This is a genomic window from Streptomyces sp. NPDC017936 (genome assembly GCF_044328485.1).
Classification (GTDB): domain Bacteria; phylum Actinomycetota; class Actinomycetes; order Streptomycetales; family Streptomycetaceae; genus Streptomyces.
In genome coordinates, this window is record NZ_JBIRHK010000012.1 from 1 (window position 1) to 18,829 (window position 18,829).

At 74.6% G+C, this 18,829-nt stretch carries 12 protein-coding genes; 7 read left to right on the forward strand and 5 right to left on the reverse strand.

The window, feature by feature from the left end:
• Window positions 1–393: 393 nt before the first annotated feature.
• Window positions 394–954, reverse strand: a complete 561-nt coding sequence (locus tag ACH4F6_RS24225) for a MarR family winged helix-turn-helix transcriptional regulator (RefSeq protein ID WP_397962405.1) — start codon at window positions 952–954, stop codon at window positions 394–396.
• 140 nt (window positions 955–1,094) lie between these two features.
• Between ACH4F6_RS24225 and ACH4F6_RS24230 the strand changes: the two genes are divergently transcribed.
• On the forward strand, window positions 1,095–2,381 hold the full coding sequence (locus ACH4F6_RS24230) for an MFS transporter (RefSeq protein ID WP_397962629.1): 1,287 nt from the start codon (window positions 1,095–1,097) through the stop codon (window positions 2,379–2,381).
• A gap of 106 nt (window positions 2,382–2,487) precedes the next feature.
• Here the strand turns inward: ACH4F6_RS24230 and ACH4F6_RS24235 are convergent, their stop codons facing one another.
• Both ACH4F6_RS24235 and ACH4F6_RS24240 read right to left on the reverse strand, forming a co-directional pair.
• Window positions 2,488–4,140 (reverse strand): SpoIIE family protein phosphatase, encoded by a 1,653-nt coding sequence (locus ACH4F6_RS24235; RefSeq protein ID WP_397962406.1) that lies wholly within the window; start codon window positions 4,138–4,140, stop codon window positions 2,488–2,490.
• A gap of 284 nt (window positions 4,141–4,424) precedes the next feature.
• Window positions 4,425–5,828, reverse strand: coding sequence for an NAD(P)/FAD-dependent oxidoreductase (locus ACH4F6_RS24240; protein ID WP_397962407.1), 1,404 nt, complete (start codon window positions 5,826–5,828; stop codon window positions 4,425–4,427).
• Between the two features lie 377 nt (window positions 5,829–6,205).
• Between ACH4F6_RS24240 and ACH4F6_RS24245 the strand changes: the two genes are divergently transcribed.
• Window positions 6,206–6,973, forward strand: coding sequence for a TetR/AcrR family transcriptional regulator (locus tag ACH4F6_RS24245; RefSeq protein ID WP_397962408.1), 768 nt, complete (start codon window positions 6,206–6,208; stop codon window positions 6,971–6,973).
• 468 nt (window positions 6,974–7,441) lie between these two features.
• Entirely contained in the window at window positions 7,442–9,010 is a 1,569-nt protein-coding gene (locus tag ACH4F6_RS24250) for a sigma-70 family RNA polymerase sigma factor (RefSeq protein WP_397962409.1), read from the forward strand.
• A gap of 619 nt (window positions 9,011–9,629) precedes the next feature.
• Here the strand turns inward: ACH4F6_RS24250 and ACH4F6_RS24255 are convergent.
• Window positions 9,630–11,771, reverse strand: coding sequence for an asparagine synthase-related protein (locus ACH4F6_RS24255; protein WP_397962410.1), 2,142 nt, complete (start codon window positions 11,769–11,771; stop codon window positions 9,630–9,632).
• 724 nt (window positions 11,772–12,495) lie between these two features.
• On the opposite strand from ACH4F6_RS24255, the gene ACH4F6_RS24260 reads away from it, so the two are divergent.
• The 4 genes from ACH4F6_RS24260 (at window position 12,496) to ACH4F6_RS24275 (ending at window position 17,673) form a co-directional block, all read left to right on the forward strand.
• Window positions 12,496–13,920, forward strand: coding sequence for an MFS transporter (locus ACH4F6_RS24260; RefSeq protein WP_397962411.1), 1,425 nt, complete (start codon window positions 12,496–12,498; stop codon window positions 13,918–13,920).
• An 86-nt stretch (window positions 13,921–14,006) separates the two neighbouring features.
• Complete coding sequence (gene lhgO, locus ACH4F6_RS24265; RefSeq protein ID WP_397962412.1) at window positions 14,007–15,263, forward strand: L-2-hydroxyglutarate oxidase; 1,257 nt, start codon at window positions 14,007–14,009, stop codon at window positions 15,261–15,263.
• 76 nt (window positions 15,264–15,339) lie between these two features.
• Window positions 15,340–16,146: a tRNA (guanosine(46)-N7)-methyltransferase TrmB gene (gene trmB / locus ACH4F6_RS24270; RefSeq protein ID WP_397962413.1), complete on the forward strand. Its 807-nt coding sequence runs from the start codon at window positions 15,340–15,342 to the stop codon at window positions 16,144–16,146.
• A 78-nt stretch (window positions 16,147–16,224) separates the two neighbouring features.
• Window positions 16,225–17,673, forward strand: coding sequence for a PrsW family glutamic-type intramembrane protease (locus ACH4F6_RS24275; protein WP_397962414.1), 1,449 nt, complete (start codon window positions 16,225–16,227; stop codon window positions 17,671–17,673).
• 111 nt (window positions 17,674–17,784) lie between these two features.
• Here the strand turns inward: ACH4F6_RS24275 and ACH4F6_RS24280 are convergent, their stop codons facing one another.
• A complete protein-coding gene (locus ACH4F6_RS24280; protein ID WP_397962415.1) occupies window positions 17,785–18,729 on the reverse strand; it encodes an aldo/keto reductase in 945 nt (314 codons plus the stop codon).
• Window positions 18,730–18,829: the final 100 nt, after the last annotated feature.

An 18,829-nucleotide genomic window follows, 5' to 3' on the forward strand; every position in this document is an offset into this window, starting at 1 on the left:
TCCGACTCTATCAGATCTTTTTTCCGATCCGATTTCCTCGGCGCTTTCCAGGTTCCCGCTTTTGACTCGCGGTTTCCTTTCCGGCGGTTCCGACTCTATCAGATCCTTTCGGGCCTGATTCCCAGTCAGCGGGAGTCGTCTTCCCGGCCGTTGGGCCGTTCCGACGTCTCAAACCTTAGCGGATCCTTCCCGGTGAGCGCTAATCGAGCTACCGGGCCCCGTGCGAATTGAATTCAGGCACGCCGAATTCAACCCCGTTGGGAGATCTTGCTGTGGTGTGAGGTGCCGCTTCTGCGGCGGATGTGTCGACGAAGAACCGTTACGGCTCTCCGACAACCCGAAGAACTCTACGGACCCGACCGGGGGGTGTCAAGTGCCCCCTGTCAAGATCTTTTAGTCGAGGTCGGTGAGCCGGCCGCCGGCGTCCGGCTGGGCGTGTTCGACCCGTCGGAGCAGCCTGGTCAGGACGTCGCCGAGGGCCGTGCGGTCCTCGGCGGAGAGGTCCTGGAGCAGGTCCTCCTCGAAGACCGTGGCCAGTCGCATCGCCTCGAGCCACTTCTCACGGCCGTCGGGCGTCAGCTCCACGATCACGCGCACCCGGTTGGACTCGTCCCGCTCACGGGTCACCAGTCCCTCCGCGACCATGCGGTCGATCCGGTGCGTCATCGCGGCCGGCGTCAGGCCGAGGCGCTTGGCGATGTCGCTGGGGCCCATGCGGTAGGGGGCGCCGGAGAGGACGAGGGCCTTGAGGACCTCCCACTCGGTGGTGCTGATGCCGAGCGCGGCGGTCTGGCGGCCGTAGGCGACGTTCATGCGGCGGTTCAGGCGGGACAGCGCCGAGACGATCTGCTCGACCTGGGGATCGAGGTCCTGGAACTCGCGCTGGTAGGCGGCGATCTGCTCTTCGAGGGTCGGCTCGCTGCCGATGCCTGTGCTGCCGGGGGTGTCGCCCATGACCGCCAGTATCGCACGGCGGCCGTTCGCGTTGAAGTTCTTCGGGGTGTACTGTTTAGCTTCGAAATTTATCTTCGAAGTCTTCGGTTCTAAGTACTGAGGCTTCTCAACCAGTCAGTGACTACCTGAGAGAGGTGAACGTGACCAGGGCGATGGGCGCCGCGATGCGCCGGATCCACGTGGGCAACGCACTCAGCGCGTTCGGGCTCGGCTTCACCGTCCCCTACCTGTACGTCTACGTGGCGCAGGTGCGGGGGCTGGGTGCCGTGACGGCGGGGCTGGTCCTCGCCGTCTTCGCCGTCGCCGCGCTGATCGTGCTGCCGTTCGCCGGTCGGGCGATCGTGCGGCGCGGCCCGCTGCCGGTCCTCGTCGCCGCCCTGGTCACCGCCGCGGTGGGCGCGCTGGGTCTGGGGCTCGCCGGTGACGCCACCGCCGTGCTGGCCGCCGCGGTGCTGCTCGGGGCGGGGCAGGCCGTGATGCAGCCGGCGCTCGCGACGATGATCGTGGACTGTTCGACCGCGGAGACGCGGTCGCGGGCCTTCGCGACGCAGTTCTTCCTGCAGAACCTGGGGCTCGGTGTCGGCGGGCTGATCGGCGGGCACCTGGTCGACACCACGCGCGTGTCGTCGTTCACCCTGCTGTTCGCGATCGAGGCGGCGATGTTCCTGCTGCTGGTCGTGGTGATGGCGACGGTGCGGATGCCGCGCTCGCCGCGGGTGGGGGACGCTCCGCAGGGGTCCGCGAAGGGGAGCTTGAAGGAGCTGCTCGGCAACCGGGCCATGGTGCAGCTGTGCGTGCTGGGTTTCGTGCTGTTCTTCGCCTGTTACGGGCAGTTCGAGTCGGGGCTGAGCGCGTACGGGGTCGAGGCGGCGGGGATCTCCACGTCCGCGCTGGGGACGGCGCTGGCCGCGAACACCGCGGTGATCGTGGTCGCGCAGTTCGCCGTGCTGAGGTTCGTCGAGCGGCAGAGGCGCACCCGGGTGATCGCTGCTGTGGGGCTGATCTGGGCCGTGGCGTGGGCGGTGGCCGGGTACGCGGGACTCAGGCACGGCAGCCAGGAGATGGCGACGGCCGCGTTCGTGTCGACGTACGCGCTGTTCGGGCTGGGTGAGGCGATGCTGTCGCCGACGGTCGCGCCGCTGGTCGCCGATCTGGCGCCGGCCGGGCTGGCGGGGCAGTACAACTCGGCGTTCGCCCTGGTGAAGCAGTTGGCGCTGGCGGTCGGGCCGGCGGTGGGCGGGCCGATGGGCGCCTCGCTGCACGCGCCGTACATCGTGACGTTCCTGCTGTTCTCGCTGGGGATCAGTGTGCTCGCCGTGCGGCTGGGGCGGCGGCTGACCGCCGTGCAGGACCAGCCGTGGTCGGTGCGGAACCGGGTGGTCGCCCGGAGCGGGGCGGCCGCGGAGCCGGTGGCCGCCGAGGCGTGAAGCGTGACAGAGGCGGCCGTCGTCCTGGACGACGGCCGCCTCTGTCGTACCCGCTCGAGGGGGCGCTTCCGGGCTGCCCTTGTTCCCGTGTCGTGCCGCGCGCCCGTCAGTCGGCGCCGCGGGGGAGCAGGAACTCGCACCAGACGGTCTTGCCGCCGCCCGGGGTGCGGCGGCTGCCCCAGTGGGAGGCGATGGTCGCGACGATCGCGATGCCCCGGCCGGACTCGTCGCCGGGTCCGGCGCGGCGGCGGCGCGGGAGGTGGTCGTCGCCGTCGGTGACCTCGATGATCAGCCGGCGGTCGGTGCGGCGCAGGCGCAGCCGCATGGGCGGGGTGCCGTGCTGGAGCGAGTTGGCGACCAGTTCGCTGGTGGCGAGGACGCCGAGGTCGTGCAGGTCGGCGGGGAAGCGCCAGCTGGTGAGGACGCCGGAGGCGAAGGCACGCGCGCGTGGGGCCGCTTCCACGCCGCCGAGCAGTTCCAGGGCGGCGTTGCGGAACAGCTCGGCGGCGGCGCCGGTGCGGCGGGGGTGCTGGAGGACGAGGACGGCGACGTCGTCGTCGTGGTCGGCGGTGACGCCGGCGGAGCGGACCAGGCGGTCGCAGACGACCTGGGGGGTGCCGGTCGCGCCGGCCAGGGCGCGCTCGAGGGAGGTGATGCCCTCGTCGAGGTCCTCGTCCCGGCGTTCGACGAGGCCGTCGGTGTAGAGGACCGCCGTGGAGCCGGGGCCGAGGGCGATCGAGCCGGAGGCGTGCATCCAGCCGCCGGTGCCGAGCGGGGGGCCGGTGGGTTCGTCGGCGCGCTGGACGGTGCCGGTCCCGTCGCGGACGAGGATGGGCAGGTGGCCGGCGGAGGCGTACACCAGCCGTCCCTCGTTCGGGTCGTGGACGGCGTAGACGCAGGTGGCGATCTGGTTGGCGTCGATCTCGGTGGCGAGGCCGTCGAGGAGGTTGAGGACCTCGTGCGGGGGGAGGTCGAGGCGGGCGTAGGCGCGGACGGCGGTGCGGAGCTGGCCCATGACGGCGGCGGCGCGGACGCCGCGGCCCATGACGTCGCCGATGACGAGGGCGGTGCGGCCGCCGCCGAGGGTGATGACGTCGTACCAGTCGCCGCCGACGGCCGCTTCGGTGCCGCCGGGCTGGTAGGTGGCGGCGATGCGCAGGTCGTCCGGCTGTTCGAGCTCCTGGGGGAGGAGGGAGCGCTGGAGGGTGACGGCGGTTTCGCGCTGGCGGCGTTCGCTCGCTCTGAGGCGTTCGGCGGCTTCGGCGTGGTCGGTGACGTCGGTGGCGAAGACCAGGACGGCGCCTCGGCCGTCGTCCTCGGTGACGGGGGTGCAGGTGAAGGTGTAGTGGCGGCCGTCGGGGGCCTTGCGGGACTTCAGGGTGCGGGGCTTGCCGCTGCGCAGGGCCTGGTCGAGGAGGGGGACGAGGCCGAGGTCGCGCAGTTCGGGGAGGGCGTCGCCGGCCGGTTCGCCGGTGGGGCGCGCGCCGAAGGCCGCCGTGTAGGCGTCGTTGACGTAGGCGAGGCGGTGGTCGGGGCCGTGGACGAGGGCGACGAGGGCCGGGACGCGGTCGAGGACCTCACGGACCGGGAGTTCGTCGACGGCGGGCACCGGGGGCGGCTCGTCGGTCAGTTGTTCGACGCGGGCCGCGGGTACGGAGCCCTCGCTCCGTCGGTCCGTGGTGGTGACCGTGTGCTCGGCCCGCGCGGCGGCGCGGCGCTGCGTTCCGGGGAGCCGGGCGCTCCAGCGCGTGAAGTTCACGAATCCTTGCCTCGTGTAGTCGTCGTCGGCCGGCTCCGGGCCCGGCCTGGGCTCCGGGGGCCGCGCGGCGGTGGCCGCACATTGTCGCAGCACCCGGGTGTGCGGCACGTGGGTACGGCCTCGTCGGTTCTCGCGGGGCGGGCGGTGGCCCGCGGGGCTCGGGAAGGGGCTCGGGGATGCTCGGGGAGGGGCTTGGGGAGGGGTGGTCGGCGGTCTGGCAGTGGTGACCGTCCGGACCGACATCCGTCAGACGCCGGGGCGGTCGGTGAAGTTCCTGGGTTCGGTCAGGACAACCCTTTCGGGTTGTTGTTCTCGTCGCCCCGCGGGCCGTCCTTCCGGTCGTCAGAAGGCTTTCCCCCCGCGGCCAGTTCGAACTCGGCGCGGGGATGTTCGAGTGAACCGAGCGAGACGATCTCCCGTTTGAAGAGTCCCGACAGCGTCCATTCGGCGAACACGCGGGCCTTGCGGTTGAAGGTGGGCACGCGGCTGAGGTGGTAGGCGCGGTGCATGAACCAGGCCGGGTAGCCCTTGAGCTTGCGCCCGTAGACGTGCGCGACGCCCTCGTGCAGTCCGAGGGAGGCGACCGAGCCGACGTACTTGTGGGAGTACGTCCGGAGGGCCTGGCCGTGCAGGGAGCGCGCGATGTTGTCGGCGAGGACCTTGGCCTGGCGCACGGCGTGCTGGGCGGTGGGCGCGGTGTGGGCGCCGGGTTCGCGGGCGGTGACGTCGGGGACGGCCGCGGCGTCTCCGGCGGCCCACGCGTGCGGGACGCCCTCGATCGTCAGCTCGGGGGTGCACTTCAGCCGGCCCCGGTCGGTGAGGGGCAGGTCGGTGGCGGCGAGGAGCGGGTGGGGTTTGACGCCGGCGGTCCACACGACCGTACGGGTGGGGAAGCGGGCGCCGTCGCTGAGGACGGCGGTGCGGTCGGCGCAGGACTCCAGGCGGGTGTTCAGCCGGACGTCGATGTTGCGGCGGCGCAGTTCGCTGACCGTGTAGCGGCCCATGTCCTCGCCGACCTCCGGCAGGATCCGGTCGGAGGCCTCGACGAGGATCCACTTCATGTCCTCGGGTGTGACGTTGTGGTAGTAGCGCGTGGCGTAGCGGGCCATGTCCTCCAGCTCGCCGAGCGCCTCCACGCCGGCGAAGCCGCCGCCGACGAAGACGAAGGTGAGGGCCGCGTCGCGGACCGCGGGGTCGCGGGTGGAGGACGCGATGTCCATCTGTTCGATGACGTGGTTGCGCAGGCCGATGGCCTCTTCGACGGTTTTGAAGCCGATGCCGTGGTCGGCGAGGCCCGGCACGGGCAGGGTGCGGGAGACGGAACCGGGCGCGAGGACGAGTTCGTCGTACGTCAGCTGCAGGGGGCCGGTGCCCTCCTCGTCGGTGGCGAGGGTGGTGAGGGTGGCGGTGCGCTCGGTGTGGGCGACGGCGGTGACCTCGCCGACGACGACCCGGCAGTGCGGCAGGACGCGGCGCAGCGGGACGACGACGTGGCGGGGGGAGATGGAGCCGGCGGCGGCCTCGGGCAGGAACGGCTGGTACGTCATGTACGGGTCGGGCGTGACGACCGTGATCTCGGCCTCGCCGCGGCCGATCTCCTGTCTGAGCTTCTGCTGGAGCCGCAGGGCCGTGTACATCCCGACGTAGCCACCGCCGACAACGAGAATGCGCGCACGTTCCTTCACCATCCCATGACGCACCCGGCACCGGAGTTTGTCCACAGCCCCGACCATTCGTGTGACCGCGGGCCGGATGCGGGCGGGGTTGGCCGAAACACCGGTGTGGAGGGCGGCGGCGCAGGTCAACGTGTGTGCGCCGGGGTGCGGGGGCGGGCGCAATCAGGGCGTAAGCCGCCCGTACTCCGATCGGGGGGCGCTCCGTGCGGAACCTGCCCCTTCTGAATTGACTGCCTCTCAACTATGTTCGTGTGTCGACGGGGTGTAGGGGGAACGCTCTGTGGTCCGCGACGGGCGGGTCCGCACGGTGGTCCCCTGTTCCACGCATCCCGGATTTTCGATGGCGGGGAGAGTCTCCGGGGGGAGACGTCATTACCGGGGGAACATTCATGCACATTCAGGACACGCATTGGTCGTCCGCGTCCGCCCTTGCAACGGGCGGCGCGGTGAGCGCGGCGGCGGGCAACGGACGCGGGGACGGCCCGCGGACCACGCCGCTGCGCGTGGACGCACAGCGCAATCTCGAGCACGTACTGCGCGCGGCGCGCGAGGTCTTCGGCGAGCTGGGGTACGGCGCGCCGATGGAGGACGTGGCGCGGCGCGCGCGGGTCGGCGTCGGCACGGTGTACCGGCGCTTCCCCAGCAAGGACGTCCTGGTACGGCGGATAGCCGAGGAGGAGACCTCCCGGCTGACCGACCAGGCGCGGGCGGCCCTGGGCCAGGAGGACGAGCCGTGGTCGGCGCTCTCGCGCTTCCTGCGGACCTCGGTGGCTTCGGGCGCCGGGCGGCTGCTGCCGCCGCAGGTGCTCAGGGTCGGGGTCGCCGACGAGGGCGCCGAGGGCTCTCCGGCCGACGAGGTGCGGGTGCCGCAGCAGCGGTCCCAGCCGATCGGCGGCGAGCTGCGGCTGGTGCCGGAGGAGGGCGCGCCGGCCGCCGTGGACGACGCCGGGGCGGCCGCGCTGCTCGACGTCGTGGGCCGGCTCGTGGAGCGGGCGCGCGCGGCGGGCGAACTGCGGCCGGACGTGTCGGTGTCGGACGTCCTGCTGGTGATCGCCACGGCGGCGCCCTCGCTGCCGGACGCGGCGCAGCAGGCTGCGGCGTCGGCGCGACTGCTGGACATCCTGCTGGAGGGCCTGCGGTCCCGGCCGGTGTCGTAGGCACCGGCCGGAGCGTGACCCGAAAGGGTGACTGTGGGGGCGGGGCGCTCCGGCGCTCCTCCCCCCGGCCCGCCGCCGTCCACGGGTCGGGCGTTCCGGGCGTACGGTTCAACGGCCTTCCATAACAAGGAGGTTGGACATCCTCCGTCCGGGCGGCTCCTGGTGCGCGGTTTCGGGGTGTCCCCACGGCCGGGTGGACGGCGTTGTCCGCAGATGTCCTGAACAAAACCCGATATGGCACTCTGCCCTGGTGGTCCGGACGGGTTGGGCGGGCGGGGGCTTTCCGCGATGAGTGTTGACGGACGGGACGAGTCGCCGGACGACGGTGACGCGCGGGCCGGAAGCCGGGTCTCGCCCCAGGTGCCGGCTCAGGGCGGCCGCGCGGACGCGCCGCGGACCGCCGATGCCGCGGCGGACCCGCCGGAACGCGGTGTGCCGGCGCAGCGCGCAGGGCACGGAGACGGCGCCGTGCCGCCGGCCGACGCCGCCCTGATCGGCCGGATGCGCTCGGGCGACGACACCGCGTACGAGGAGCTGTACCGCCGCCACGCCGACGCCGTGCGCCGGTACGCGCGCACCTGTTGCCGGGACGCCCACACCGCCGACGACCTCACCGCCGAGGTCTTCGCCCGCATGCTCGCGGCGGTTCGCGGCGGTTCCGGACCCGAGCACGCCGTGCGCGCCTATCTGCTCACCTCCGTCCGCCGTGTCGCCGCCGGCTGGACGCGGTCGGCGAAACGGGAGCAGCTCGTCGACGACTTCGCGGTGTTCGCCGCGCAGGCCTCCCGCACCGCCGGGATCGTCGACCGGGACACGCACGACCTCGGCGCCGACGTGCGCGCCCTGCACGCGGCCGAGCGGTCCATGGCCGTGCGGGCCTTCCGCTCGCTGCCGGAGCGCTGGCAGGCCGTGCTGTGGCACACCGAGGTCGAGGACGAGTCGCCCGGTGAGGTGGCCGCGCTCTTCGGGCTCGACGCCAACGGCACGCGCGTGCTCGCCAGCCGGGCCCGCGAGGGGCTCAGGCAGGCCTATCTCCAGGCCCACGTCAGCACCATCCTCACCACCGACGAGGAGTGCGCCCGCTACGCCGACCGGCTCGGCACCTACGCCCGCGGCCGGCTGCGCACCCGCGCCGAGCGGGGACTGCGCAGGCACCTGCGGGAGTGCGCCAGGTGCCGGCTGGCCGCCCTGCAGATCGAGGAGGTGGCCGGCGGCATCCCCGCCGTCGTGCCGGTCGCGGTCCTCGGCTGGTTCGGCGCCGCCGGGTACGCCAAGGCGGCCGGGATCGTCGCGGGCGGCGCCACCGCCGGCGCGGGCGCGGCCGCCGCGGCGGGCACCGGCTCCTTCGGCGGGGCGGGTGCCGGAAGCGGTGGCGGCGCGGCGGTTCCGGCGGGGCCGGGCGCGCCGGTGAAGGCCGGTATCGCGGCCGGCGCGGTCGCCGTGGCGGCCGCCGTGGCGGCCCTCGGCCTCGTCGGCGACGACAGCCCCGCCGGGCAGCCGGCGGCCGGCCCCCCTGTCTCCGCTCCGGCCGTCCAGCCGGAGGCGCCGGCCCCCGCACCCGCGCGCACGCCGGAGGAGCCCGGGCCCCGGCCCGCGGCGGTCGTCCCGGCCGTCGCGCCCGCGCCGCCGCCCGGCGCCACCCCCGGGGAGGCACCGGCGCCGGTCCCCACGCCGCCACCGGCCCCGACGCCCCCTTCGACGCCGACGGTGGCCCCGGCGCCCGCTCCCCCGCGCGTCCCGGCCGCCCACCGGCTCAGCGAGCCGTCCTCCGACGGCGACGACGACGGCGACGGGACCGGGCCCGAGATCCGGCTCGGCGGCGGCGGTTCGGTGGGGCAGCGCTCCGAGCTGTCCGTCGCCGGCCGGCGGTACGCGAGCGGGGTGACCGTCCACGGCCGCTCCTCCGTCGTCATCGGCCTCCACCGCACGTGCACCGCCCACGACTCCGTGGTCGGCGTCGACGGCCTCGCGCCCGGACTCGGCAAGGTGGCCTTCTCCGTGTCCGCCGCCGGGAGCCGCTGTGGACGTCCCGGGTGATCAGGGCGGTGACGCGGCCGGGCCGGCCCCTGTGACCCTCGCCGGCCGGCGGACGGTCCGGCCGGTGGCCGAGCCGCACCACCACCTCGACACGCCGGGGCTCGCCGACCGGGCCGAGTCACGGTCCCCCTGCCCGTAGGCGCCACCGGACTCGCTCGTCGCCCCCGTCCCCCTCCGCCCCTGTCGCGGACCGGATTCGCTGCCGGCCTCGTCCGCCCCCGGCCGCCGCGGGACCGGCCGGGGCCGGGCGTCGCGCGGTGGGCACCGGACGGGCGCGCACGGCCCCGGTCGGCTCGCGCGGGGCGTCCGCCACGGTCGGGGACGCGCCGCGCGTGCGCTCGGCCTCGTGACGCTCGGGGCCGAGGGCGGCCCGGGCGGCCGTGGCCGTGTGCTCGGCGCCGGGGTCCCGGGGGGCGGGAGCACGCGTGGGGGCCGCGCGGCGTGTCCGCGGCCGCTGACAGCCGGACCGCTGCGGGGAGGTCGCCCCACCGGGCGAGCAGGCGCGGGGTCATTGCCGCCGGGGTGTCGGGTGCGGGGGCGAGGGCCCCCGGGGTGGCCGGGACCGGTCCGGGGGCCGGTCCAGGGGCCGGTCCAGGGGCCGGTCCGGGGGCCGGTTCCCTCATCCCCCGGACGACACGGCCCGCCGCTGCGGAGCGATCCCCGCCGGTACCGCGCGTGCACGTCCCGGTGTGCCGGTCCAGCACGTGCCCCGGCGGGAGAGGAGGCGGCGGAGCCAGAGTTCGAGGGAGACGAGGTCGGCCAGGCCGTCCAGGGGGAGGGGTTCGCCCGCCGCCGCGCCCTTGAGGGCCTTGCGGACGACTCTGGCCTCGACGAGGCCGGCCTCCGCGAGGAGGGGGGCGTCGAACAGGCCGAGGAGGGGGTCCGCGGCCCTGCGCAGGCCCGCGCGCGCCGCCGCGGTGGTGGGGGCCAGCGAGGGGGCGCCCCAGCCCGGCGGGAGGTCGGGCACGCCGGCGCCCTTCAGGACGGTGCGCAGGATCGCGGCGCGCGCTCCGGGTTGCACGCGCAGGGTCTCGGGGAGCGCGCGGCAGGCGCGGACGACCTGGTTGTCGAGGAACGGCGCGTGCAGCCGCTGGGAGCGGATCTCGGCGGCCTGCTCCAGGACGCGCAGGTCGGCGGCGTGGCGGGCGAGGGCGGCACGCGCGCGGTAGTCGCCGGGGCGCTGGCCGGGGCCGACGCCGGCGCGGTGCGCCGTCCCCTGGAGACGGACCGACACCTCGGCCAGCGCCTCGCCGGTGAGCCAGCGCGCGGCCGGGCCGGGTCCGCCCCAGACGAGGGCCGCCAGCGAGGCCCCCACGGCCCCGGCGCCGCCCGCGGGGTCGTCGAAGCGGCGGTGCAGGAGCCGTTCGGCGAGTCCCTCCACACCCGTCCGGTAGGGCGTGCGGGCCAGTCGGCGGGCGGCGCCGTACACGCGCGCGGGGACGAGCACGGAGCCGTCCGCCTTCGTCAGGGCGGCCACGGGCCGGACCAGGTGGCGTCTCTTGCGGTCCATCAGGAGGTCGGCGAGGCGCGCCGGGTGGGCGTCGAGGACCTGCCGGGCGCCGTAGCCGGTGAAGTGGTCGGCGCTGCCCGCGGCGAGGCGCGCGCGGTGGCGGGCGGCCGACACCAGGCTCGGGCCGGGTTCGTCGGTCAGGGGGCCGTCCAGGTCGGCGTACGGCAGGGTCTCCTCGCCGCCGGCCACGACGACGTGGTGCAGGCGCGGGTTGGCGGCGAGGGTGCCGGCCCGCTCCAGCTCGGCCTCGTGGCCGCCGACCGCCAGGTCGTTGAAGGTGACGGCCAGCAGGCGCTCGCCGGCGCCGGTGCCGTGGCCCAGGAGGGTGCCCGGCCTGCCGGGCAGGCCGGCCGCCAGCAGCGCGAGCGTGCCCGAGGCGGGGCCGCCGGACAGGTCGGCGCCGATGCCCGGGACCGGCATCCCGCGCGCGGCGCGCCGTTCGGCGGGGCCCATGCCGGGGACGGGCCCGGGGTCGATGTCGGGGACGTGCCGCGGCGCGGACAGGCGCGCGCGCACGGCTTCGACGAGGGCGTCGCGCACGGCGTCGACCGCGCTGTCCGGGTCGGCCGGGGGCGCCGCCACGGCGAGGGAGGCGACGGGCTCGTACCCGGCGATCTCCCGGGCCCCGGTGCGCAGGATCAGGGCGTGCCCCGGCGGAATGCGCCGCACGCCGTCGTACGGCGTGGAGTCGTGCACGGCGGCGGGTACGTCGGGGGCGGCGAGGAGGGCGGCCAGGTGGCCGAAGTCGAGGTTGGCCTCGATGAGGTCGGCGAGCGGCAGCGCGGCCGTCGCGTACGCCGTGCCGCCCGCCCAGGGGGTGTGGAACACCGGGCGGGCACCTGCCAGGTCGCCGCAGACGGTGATGCGCCGCCCGACCTGGACGACGGCGGTGTAGCTGCCCGGCCAGGCCGTCAGGTGGCGAAGTGCCCCTCCGCGCGCGGCGAACAGCCCGACGCGCAACTGCTCGTCCGTCGCCCCGCAGGTGCCGAGCACGGCGATCCGGGTCTGGGCGTCGGCCCGCACCACGCGCACCTCGTCGGGCCGCCAGTCGCCGACCGCCCAGAGCGGATCCGGGTCGCCCCACAGCAGTTGGGAACCGACCGGGTGCAGCGTCTCGCCGTCGTACCCGATGCGCCCGCCCGCCTCACCGTGGCCGGTGTACGCGCCGGGACCGTCGTAGCCCCCCGCTCCGGCGGCGCCGGGACCGGTGCCTCCCGCTGCGGTGCTGCTCCATCCCACCAACCACCGCATCGACGCCTCCACAGGCTGTGGACGAACAGTGCACCGTACGAACGGTTCACATGCTGCCACGAAGAACGCGTCGCAGAAGGAGGTGACGCCGCCCGGACCCGCCGGAGTGCGCCCCCTCGAACGCTCCCGCGTCCGCCTGCGGGGCCCGGTGCGCTCACGCGCGCGGGGCGCCGACCACGGCGTGTGCGCCCGCCCGTGCGACGCGAATGCGCCCCCTGTACGCTCCCCCAAGTCGCCCCGAATGCCCTTGATTTCCATGGTGGGAAGCGCATTCACCCACAGAACACGGGGTCGATTTTCGGCCAAATACGAAACGCCGGGCCGTCGTCGGGACAGGCCCGCACACGCTCCGTACACGACCGCGCGCCGGGGTCGGCGCGCCGGTCCGGGAGGCGGAGGCCGCCTCCCGGACCGTTCCGCCGCCCGCGGGGATGGTGGCGGCGGTGTCCCCCAGCCCACTGGATCCAGTACAGCGGGCCGACCCACGCACGACCCAGGGAACCGCTCCCCCCGTGGCCGGAGAAGGTCGCACGCACGGGCGCACGGCCACACAGCGGGAGCACGCCGCGACGGACCGTGCCGAAGGCCGCACTTCCGTACGGGCCACAATCCCGCCATCCGGAAGAATGCCCCTTAACGCTTGGGATGCGGCGAACTACGCTGGGTTTACGAATGCCGCGTGGTTATGCCAGCGCGGCAGCCGTCTGTGTCGAGGGGTGGCGCAATGTCCAGGGAGCAACGCGGGCCGAACGAAAAGCTCGGCACCGTTCTCGCCCTCGCGGGAATCAGCAACGCGGGACTCGCGCGACGCGTCAACGACCTCGGCGCCCAACGCGGGTTGACTCTTCGCTACGACAAGACGTCCGTGGCGCGCTGGGTGTCGAAGGGCATGGTGCCGCAGGGCGCCGCACCGCACCTCATCGCGGCCGCGATCGGGCAGAAGCTCGGCCGGCCGGTGCCGCTCCACGAGATCGGCCTGGCGGACGCGGATCCCGCGCCCGAAGTGGGCCTCGCCTTCCCGCGGGACGTCGGCCAGGCCGTGCGCTCGGCGACCGAGCTGTACCGCCTCGACCTCGCGGGCCGCCGGGCCGGCTCCGGCGGCATCTGGCAGTCGCTGGCCGGTTCGTTCGCAGTAAGCGCGTACGCGACGCCCGCCTCACGATGGCTGATAACCCCGGCCGACAGTTCGGTGGCGCGCGAGGCCCACTCCCTGGAGGACGCCGGCGCACCGCTCAAAGTCGGCCACAGCGACGTGCAGAAGCTGCGGGAGGCCGCCGAGGACGCCAGGCGCTGGGACTCCAAGTACGGCGGCGGCGACTGGCGTTCGTCCATGGTGCCGGAGTGCCTGCGGGTGGAGGCGGCGCCGCTGCTGCTCGGCTCGTACTCCGACGAGGTCGGCCGCGCCCTGTTCGGGGCGAGCGCCGAACTGACCCGCCTCGCCGGCTGGATGGCCTTCGACACCGGCCAGCAGGAGGCCGCGCAGCGGTACTACATCCAGGCGCTGCGGCTCGCGCGCGCGGCGGCGGACGTGCCCCTGGGGGGCTACGTCCTGGCATCGATGTCGCTCCAGGCGACGTACCGCGGCTTCGGCGACGAGGGCGTGGACCTCGCGCAGGCCGCCCTGGAGCGCAACCGCGGCCTGGCCACGGCCCGCACGATGAGCTTCTTCCGCCTGGTCGAGGCCCGCGCCCACGCGCGCGCGGGTGACGCGCAGGCCGCCGGCGCGGCCCTCAAGGCCGCCGAGAGCTGGCTGGAGCGGGCCCGCGACGGCGACCACGACCCGTCCTGGCTGGGTTTCTACTCCTACGACCGCTTCGCCGCCGACGCCGCCGAGTGCTACCGCGACCTGAAGGCACCGCGTCAGGTGCGCCGCTTCACGGAGCAGGCGCTGTCGCAGCCGACGGAGGAGTTCGTGCGCTCGCACGGGCTGCGGCTCGTCGTCTCCGCGGTGGCCGAGCTGGAGTCGGGCAACCTCGACGCGGCGTGCGAGCAGGGGGTGCGGGCGGTGGAGGTCGCCGGACGCATCTCGTCGGCGCGGACCACGGAGTACGTGAAGGATCTCCTGCACCGCCTGGAGCCGTACGGGGACGAGCCGCGGGTCGTGGAGCTGCGGGAGCGGGCCCGGCCCCTGCTGATGACTCCGGCGTAGCGCTCGCCCGGGCGACGCCGGTTCCGGGGCGTCCGTCTCCGGCGGCACCGCGCTCCTCCGGGTTTGAAGGCGTTGTCAGTGGCGCAGTGCACTATCGGAGCCGGGAGGTGGTGCGGGTGGTGCGGCAGGTGCCGGGGACCGGAGCGGTCGGCCACGACTGCGACGTGCTGGTGATCGGCGGGGGGATCGTCGGCCTGTCGACGGCGCACGCGATCACGCGCGCCGCGCCGGGCACGCGGGTGACGGTGCTGGAGAAGGAGCCGGGCCCCGCCCGGCACCAGACGGGACGCAACAGCGGGGTCGTCCACAGCGGCGTCTACTACCGCCCCGGCTCCCTCAAGGCGCGTTACGCGGTCCGGGGCGCCGCCGAAATGGTCAAGTTCTGCGCGGAGCACGACATCCCGCACGCCGTGACCGGCAAGCTGATCGTCGCCACGGACCGCGCCGAGCTGCCCCGCCTGCACGCGCTCGTCCAGCGCGGCCGGGAGAACGGCATCCCGGTCCGGGAGCTGGGCCCCGCCCAGATCACGGAGTACGAGCCGGAGGTCCGCGGCCTCGCCGCGATCCACGTGGGCACGACCGGCATCTGCGACTACACGGCGGTCGCCCGCCGGCTGGGCGAGGCGTCCGGGGCGGAGATCCGCTACGGCGCGCGGGTCGTCCGGATCGACCGGCGCCCCGAGCGGGGCGTCGCCGTCCGTACCGCGCACGGCGACATCGTCCGCGGACGCGTCCTGGTGAACTGCGCCGGCCTCCAGTGCGACGAGATCGCCCGCCTGGCCGGCGACGAGCCCGGGGTGCGGATCGTGCCGTTCCGGGGCGAGTACTACGAGCTGGCGCGTCCCGAGCTGGTCCGGGGCCTGGTCTACCCCGTGCCCGACCCGGCGTTCCCCTTCCTCGGGGTGCACCTCACCCGCGGCATCGACGGCGGCGTCCACGTCGGCCCCAACGCGGTGCCGGCGCTGGCCCGCGAGGGGTACGCCTGGGGTGTCGTCCGGCCGCGGGAGGCGGCGGCGACGGCGGCCTGGCCCGGGGTGTGGCGCATGGCCCGGCGGCATTGGCGCTACGGCGCCGGGGAGCTGCGCCGGTCCCTGTCCAAGGCGGCCTTCGCGGAGGCGGTGCGCCGGCTGCTGCCGGCCGTGGAGGACGGGGACCTGGTGCGGGCCGCGGCCGGGGTGCGGGCGCAGGCGGTGCTGCGGGACGGGGGTCTGGTGGACGACTTCCTGATCCGGGAGGGGCCGCGGGCGATCCACGTGCTGAACGCGCCCTCGCCCGCGGCGACGGCCTCGCTGCCGATCGGACGGGAGGTGGCCCGCAGGGCGCTGGAGGTGCTGGGCAGGTGATCCCGCCCCCGGCCGTCCCGCGCCCCGGCCACCCGCACCCGCTCCTCCCACCCGCCCACGTAAAATCGACGGCACTGTGTCTGATTCCCTCAACACTCCCGATTCCCGCCGACGCGTCCCCGGCGAGTCCCTCCGCCCTGCCCGGGCCAAGGGGGAGCCGCGCTTCCCCGACGGCCCCAAGGCGGATCCCGCCGGTTCGCACTTCGAGCGGCGGATCCGGAGCTTCCAGCCGCGCCGCAGCCGGGTGACCGCGGGGCAGGCGGACGCGCTCCAGCGGCTGTGGCCCAAGTGGGGGCTGGACATCGACGGACACCCCGTCGATCTCACCGAGCTGTTCGGGAACGACCACCCGGTCGTGCTGGAGATCGGCTTCGGCATGGGTGAGGCGACCGCGCAGATGGCCGCCGCCGACCCGGACACCGGCATCCTCGCCGTCGACGTCCACACCCCGGGCCAGGGGAACCTGCTCAACCTCGCCGACCGCAACGCCCTCTCCAACGTCCGGGTGGCGAACGGCGACGCGATCATCCTGCTCCGCGAGATGCTCCCCCCGGACTCCCTCGACGGTCTGCGCGTCTACTTCCCGGACCCCTGGCCGAAGAAGCGCCACCACAAACGGCGCCTCATCCAGCCGGAGTTCCTCACCCTGGCCGCGACCCGGCTGAGGCCGGGCGCGCTGGTGCACTGCGCCACCGACTGGGAGCCGTACGCGGAACAGATGCTGGAGGTGCTCACCGCACACCCCGCCTTCGAGAACACGCAGGCGGACGGCGGTTTCGCGCCCCGGCCCGACTTCCGGCCGCTGACCCGTTTCGAGGGTCAGGGCCTGGACAAGGGTCATGTGGTGAACGACCTGCTGTTCCGTCGCGTACAGCACGGCTGACCGAAGCGACCCCACCACCACCGCTCCCGCCCGCTGAGCCCGTCCACCACCGTCCTCTCCCTCGTTAGGGTCGATGCCGTGGCCATCAGTCCCCCGTTCCCGCCGCACCCGCCGAACCCGCCCCAGCCGGGCGGCGCACCCGAGGGCGGTGTCCTCCGGCACGCGCACTGGTGGCAGCGCACGGGGGTCCGCTACGGCGCCCTGATCACCCTGCTCGCGCTCTCGGGACTGGTCATCCTCGCCCTCGTCCGCGAGCAGACCGGCACCCAGGGGTTCCTGGTGGGCCTGGGACTCGCCGTGCTGCCCGTCCCGCTCCTCATAGCCGCCTTCCGCTGGCTCGACCGGGTCGAGCCGGGCCCCTGGCGGAACCTGGTCTTCGCGTTCGCCTGGGGCGCGTGCGCGGCGGCGCTGATAGCGATCGTCGCCAACAGCTTCGCCACCCGGTGGATAGCCACGGCGACCGCCGACCCGTCCGGTGCGGACACCCTCGGTGCGACGGTCATCGCCCCGGTCGTCGAGGAGTCCGCCAAGGCGGCCGCGGTCCTCCTCGTCTTCCTCTTCCGCAGGCGCGACTTCACCGGGCTGGTCGACGGAGTCGTGATCGCCGGGATCACCGCCACCGGCTTCGCCTTCACCGAGAACATCCTCTACCTCGGCAACGCCTTCGGCACCGACCAGCTCACCGGGGACGGCGGCATCGCCTCCGTCACCGCCGCCACCTTCTTCGTGCGCGTCATCATGTCCCCGTTCGCGCACCCCCTGTTCACCGTCCTGACCGGCATCGGCTTCGGCGTCGCCGCGCTCTCCGGGGAGCGTCAGCGCGTCCGGCGGGTGCTGCTGCCGCTGTCCGGCCTGCTGCTCGCGATGGGCATGCACGCCCTGTGGAACGGCTCGTCGGTGCTCGGCGAGTGGGGGTTCTTCGCGGTGTACGGGGCGTTCATGGTGCCGGCGTTCGCGGTGCTGACCTGGCTGGTGGTGTGGACGCGCCAGCGCGAGCTGGGCACCGTGCGCGAGGAACTGCCCGCCTACGCGGCCGCGGGCTGGATCTCCCCGGCGGAGCCGTACGCGCTCGGTTCGATGCGGGCCCGGCGGCTGGCCCGCGACCACGCCCGCCGGCACCTGGGCAAGCCGGCCGCGCGCGAGGTGGCGCGGTACGAGGCGTACGCGACGTCCCTCGCGTTCCTGCGGCACCGGGGGCGCCTCGGCCGGGCCGGCGCCGACTTCGTCGTGCGGGAACGGGAGTTGCTGAACGAGCTGTGGCGCCGCAAGGACATCGCGCGCCCCGCACTGGACCACGCGGCGCGCATGACGGCTCCCCCGGTTCCGGTGGCCGTGCCGCCGTGGGCGGTGTACGGGGCCCCCGGGTACGGGCAGGGGTACGGGCGCCCGGCCGGGCCGGGCCCGTACCCGTGGCACCCGCAGCACCCGCTACAGGCACCGGCCCCGCAGCCGCTGCACGCGCGGCCGGGGTACTCCGGGTACGTCCCCCACCCCCCGTACCCCCGGCCCCAGCAGCACGAGGGGTAGGGGCACCCGGCCGGACACCGGGTCACGGCCCGGACAGCGCGTCACGGCCCGGAGGCGCCCGGCGCGTCTCCGGGCTCCGCCGCTCCTCGTCCCCGGCCCGCCGGCGTGCCGTTACGCGGACGCCTCCGTGAGCCGCCGGGTCTCGTCCTCCGTCAGCTCCAGTTCGGCCACCGCCAGCAGCGCCGGCAGCTGCTCCACCGTCCGCGCGGAGGCGATCGGCGCCGCCACGGTCGGCCGGCCCGCGAGCCACGCCAGGGCGACGGTGGCGATCTCGCTGTCGTGGGCGCGGGCGATGTCGTCCAGGGCGGCGAGGACCTTCCGGCCCCGCTCGGTCTCCAGGTGCTTGGCGGCCCCCTGGGACCGCGCGCTGTCCACGGTCGTGCCGGGCCGGTACTTGCCGGTGAGGAAGCCGGAGGCCAGCGCGTAGTACGGAACGGCGGCGAGGCCGGAGGAGGCGACGAGGTCCTGGAGCCCGCCCTCGTAGGTGTCGCGCGATACGAGGTTGTAGTGCGGCTGGAGGACGACGTACCGGGCGAGGCCCTCGCGGTCGGAGAACTCCAGGGAGGCCCGCAGGCGCTCGGGGGAGATGTTGGAGGCGGCGATGTGCCGCACCTTGCCCGCCCTCACCAGCTCGTCGAGCGCGCCGACGATCTCCTCGACGGGCACCTCGGGCTTGTCGAAGTGGGTGTAGTAGAGGTCGATGCGGTCGGTGTCCAGACGGCGCAGCGAGGCGTCGGCGGCGGCCTTGATGGTGGCGGCGGTCAGCCCCTGGTAGTCGGGGTGCTGGCTCACCTTCGTCGCGATCACGATGTCGTCGCGGTTGCCGCGGGCCTTGACCCACTTGCCGATCAGGGTCTCGGACTCACCGCCGCTGTTGCCCTCGATCCACGCCGAGTAGGAGTCGGCGGTGTCGACGAAGTTGCCGCCGGCGGCCGTGTAGGCGTCGAGGACGGCGAAGGAGGCGGCCTCGTCGGCGGTCCAGCCGAAGACGTTGCCGCCGAGGGCGAGCGGGAAGACCTCGAGGTCGGAGGAGCCGAGCTTGCGCAGGGAAGTCATGCCTCCCTTCAACACCTCGGCCGAAGGCGCGCATTCCGCGCCTCCGGCCAAAGGTTCACAAAGATCCGGGAAACCACCTCACCGGTCCCCGGACGACTCA

Excerpts from the sequence above, each read along its gene's own strand:
- ACH4F6_RS24225 (WP_397962405.1), bottom strand. The coding sequence starts at position 954 with ATGGGCGACACCCCCGGCAGCACAGGCATCGGCAGCGAGCCGACCCTC.
- ACH4F6_RS24240 (WP_397962407.1), bottom strand. The coding sequence starts at position 5,828 with ATGGTGAAGGAACGTGCGCGCATTCTCGTTGTCGGCGGTGGCTACGTC.
- ACH4F6_RS24245 (WP_397962408.1), top strand. The coding sequence starts at position 6,206 with ATGCACATTCAGGACACGCATTGGTCGTCCGCGTCCGCCCTTGCAACG.
- ACH4F6_RS24255 (WP_397962410.1), bottom strand. The coding sequence starts at position 11,771 with ATGCGGTGGTTGGTGGGATGGAGCAGCACCGCAGCGGGAGGCACCGGT.
- ACH4F6_RS24260 (WP_397962411.1), top strand. The coding sequence starts at position 12,496 with ATGTCCAGGGAGCAACGCGGGCCGAACGAAAAGCTCGGCACCGTTCTC.
- ACH4F6_RS24280 (WP_397962415.1), bottom strand. The coding sequence starts at position 18,729 with ATGACTTCCCTGCGCAAGCTCGGCTCCTCCGACCTCGAGGTCTTCCCG.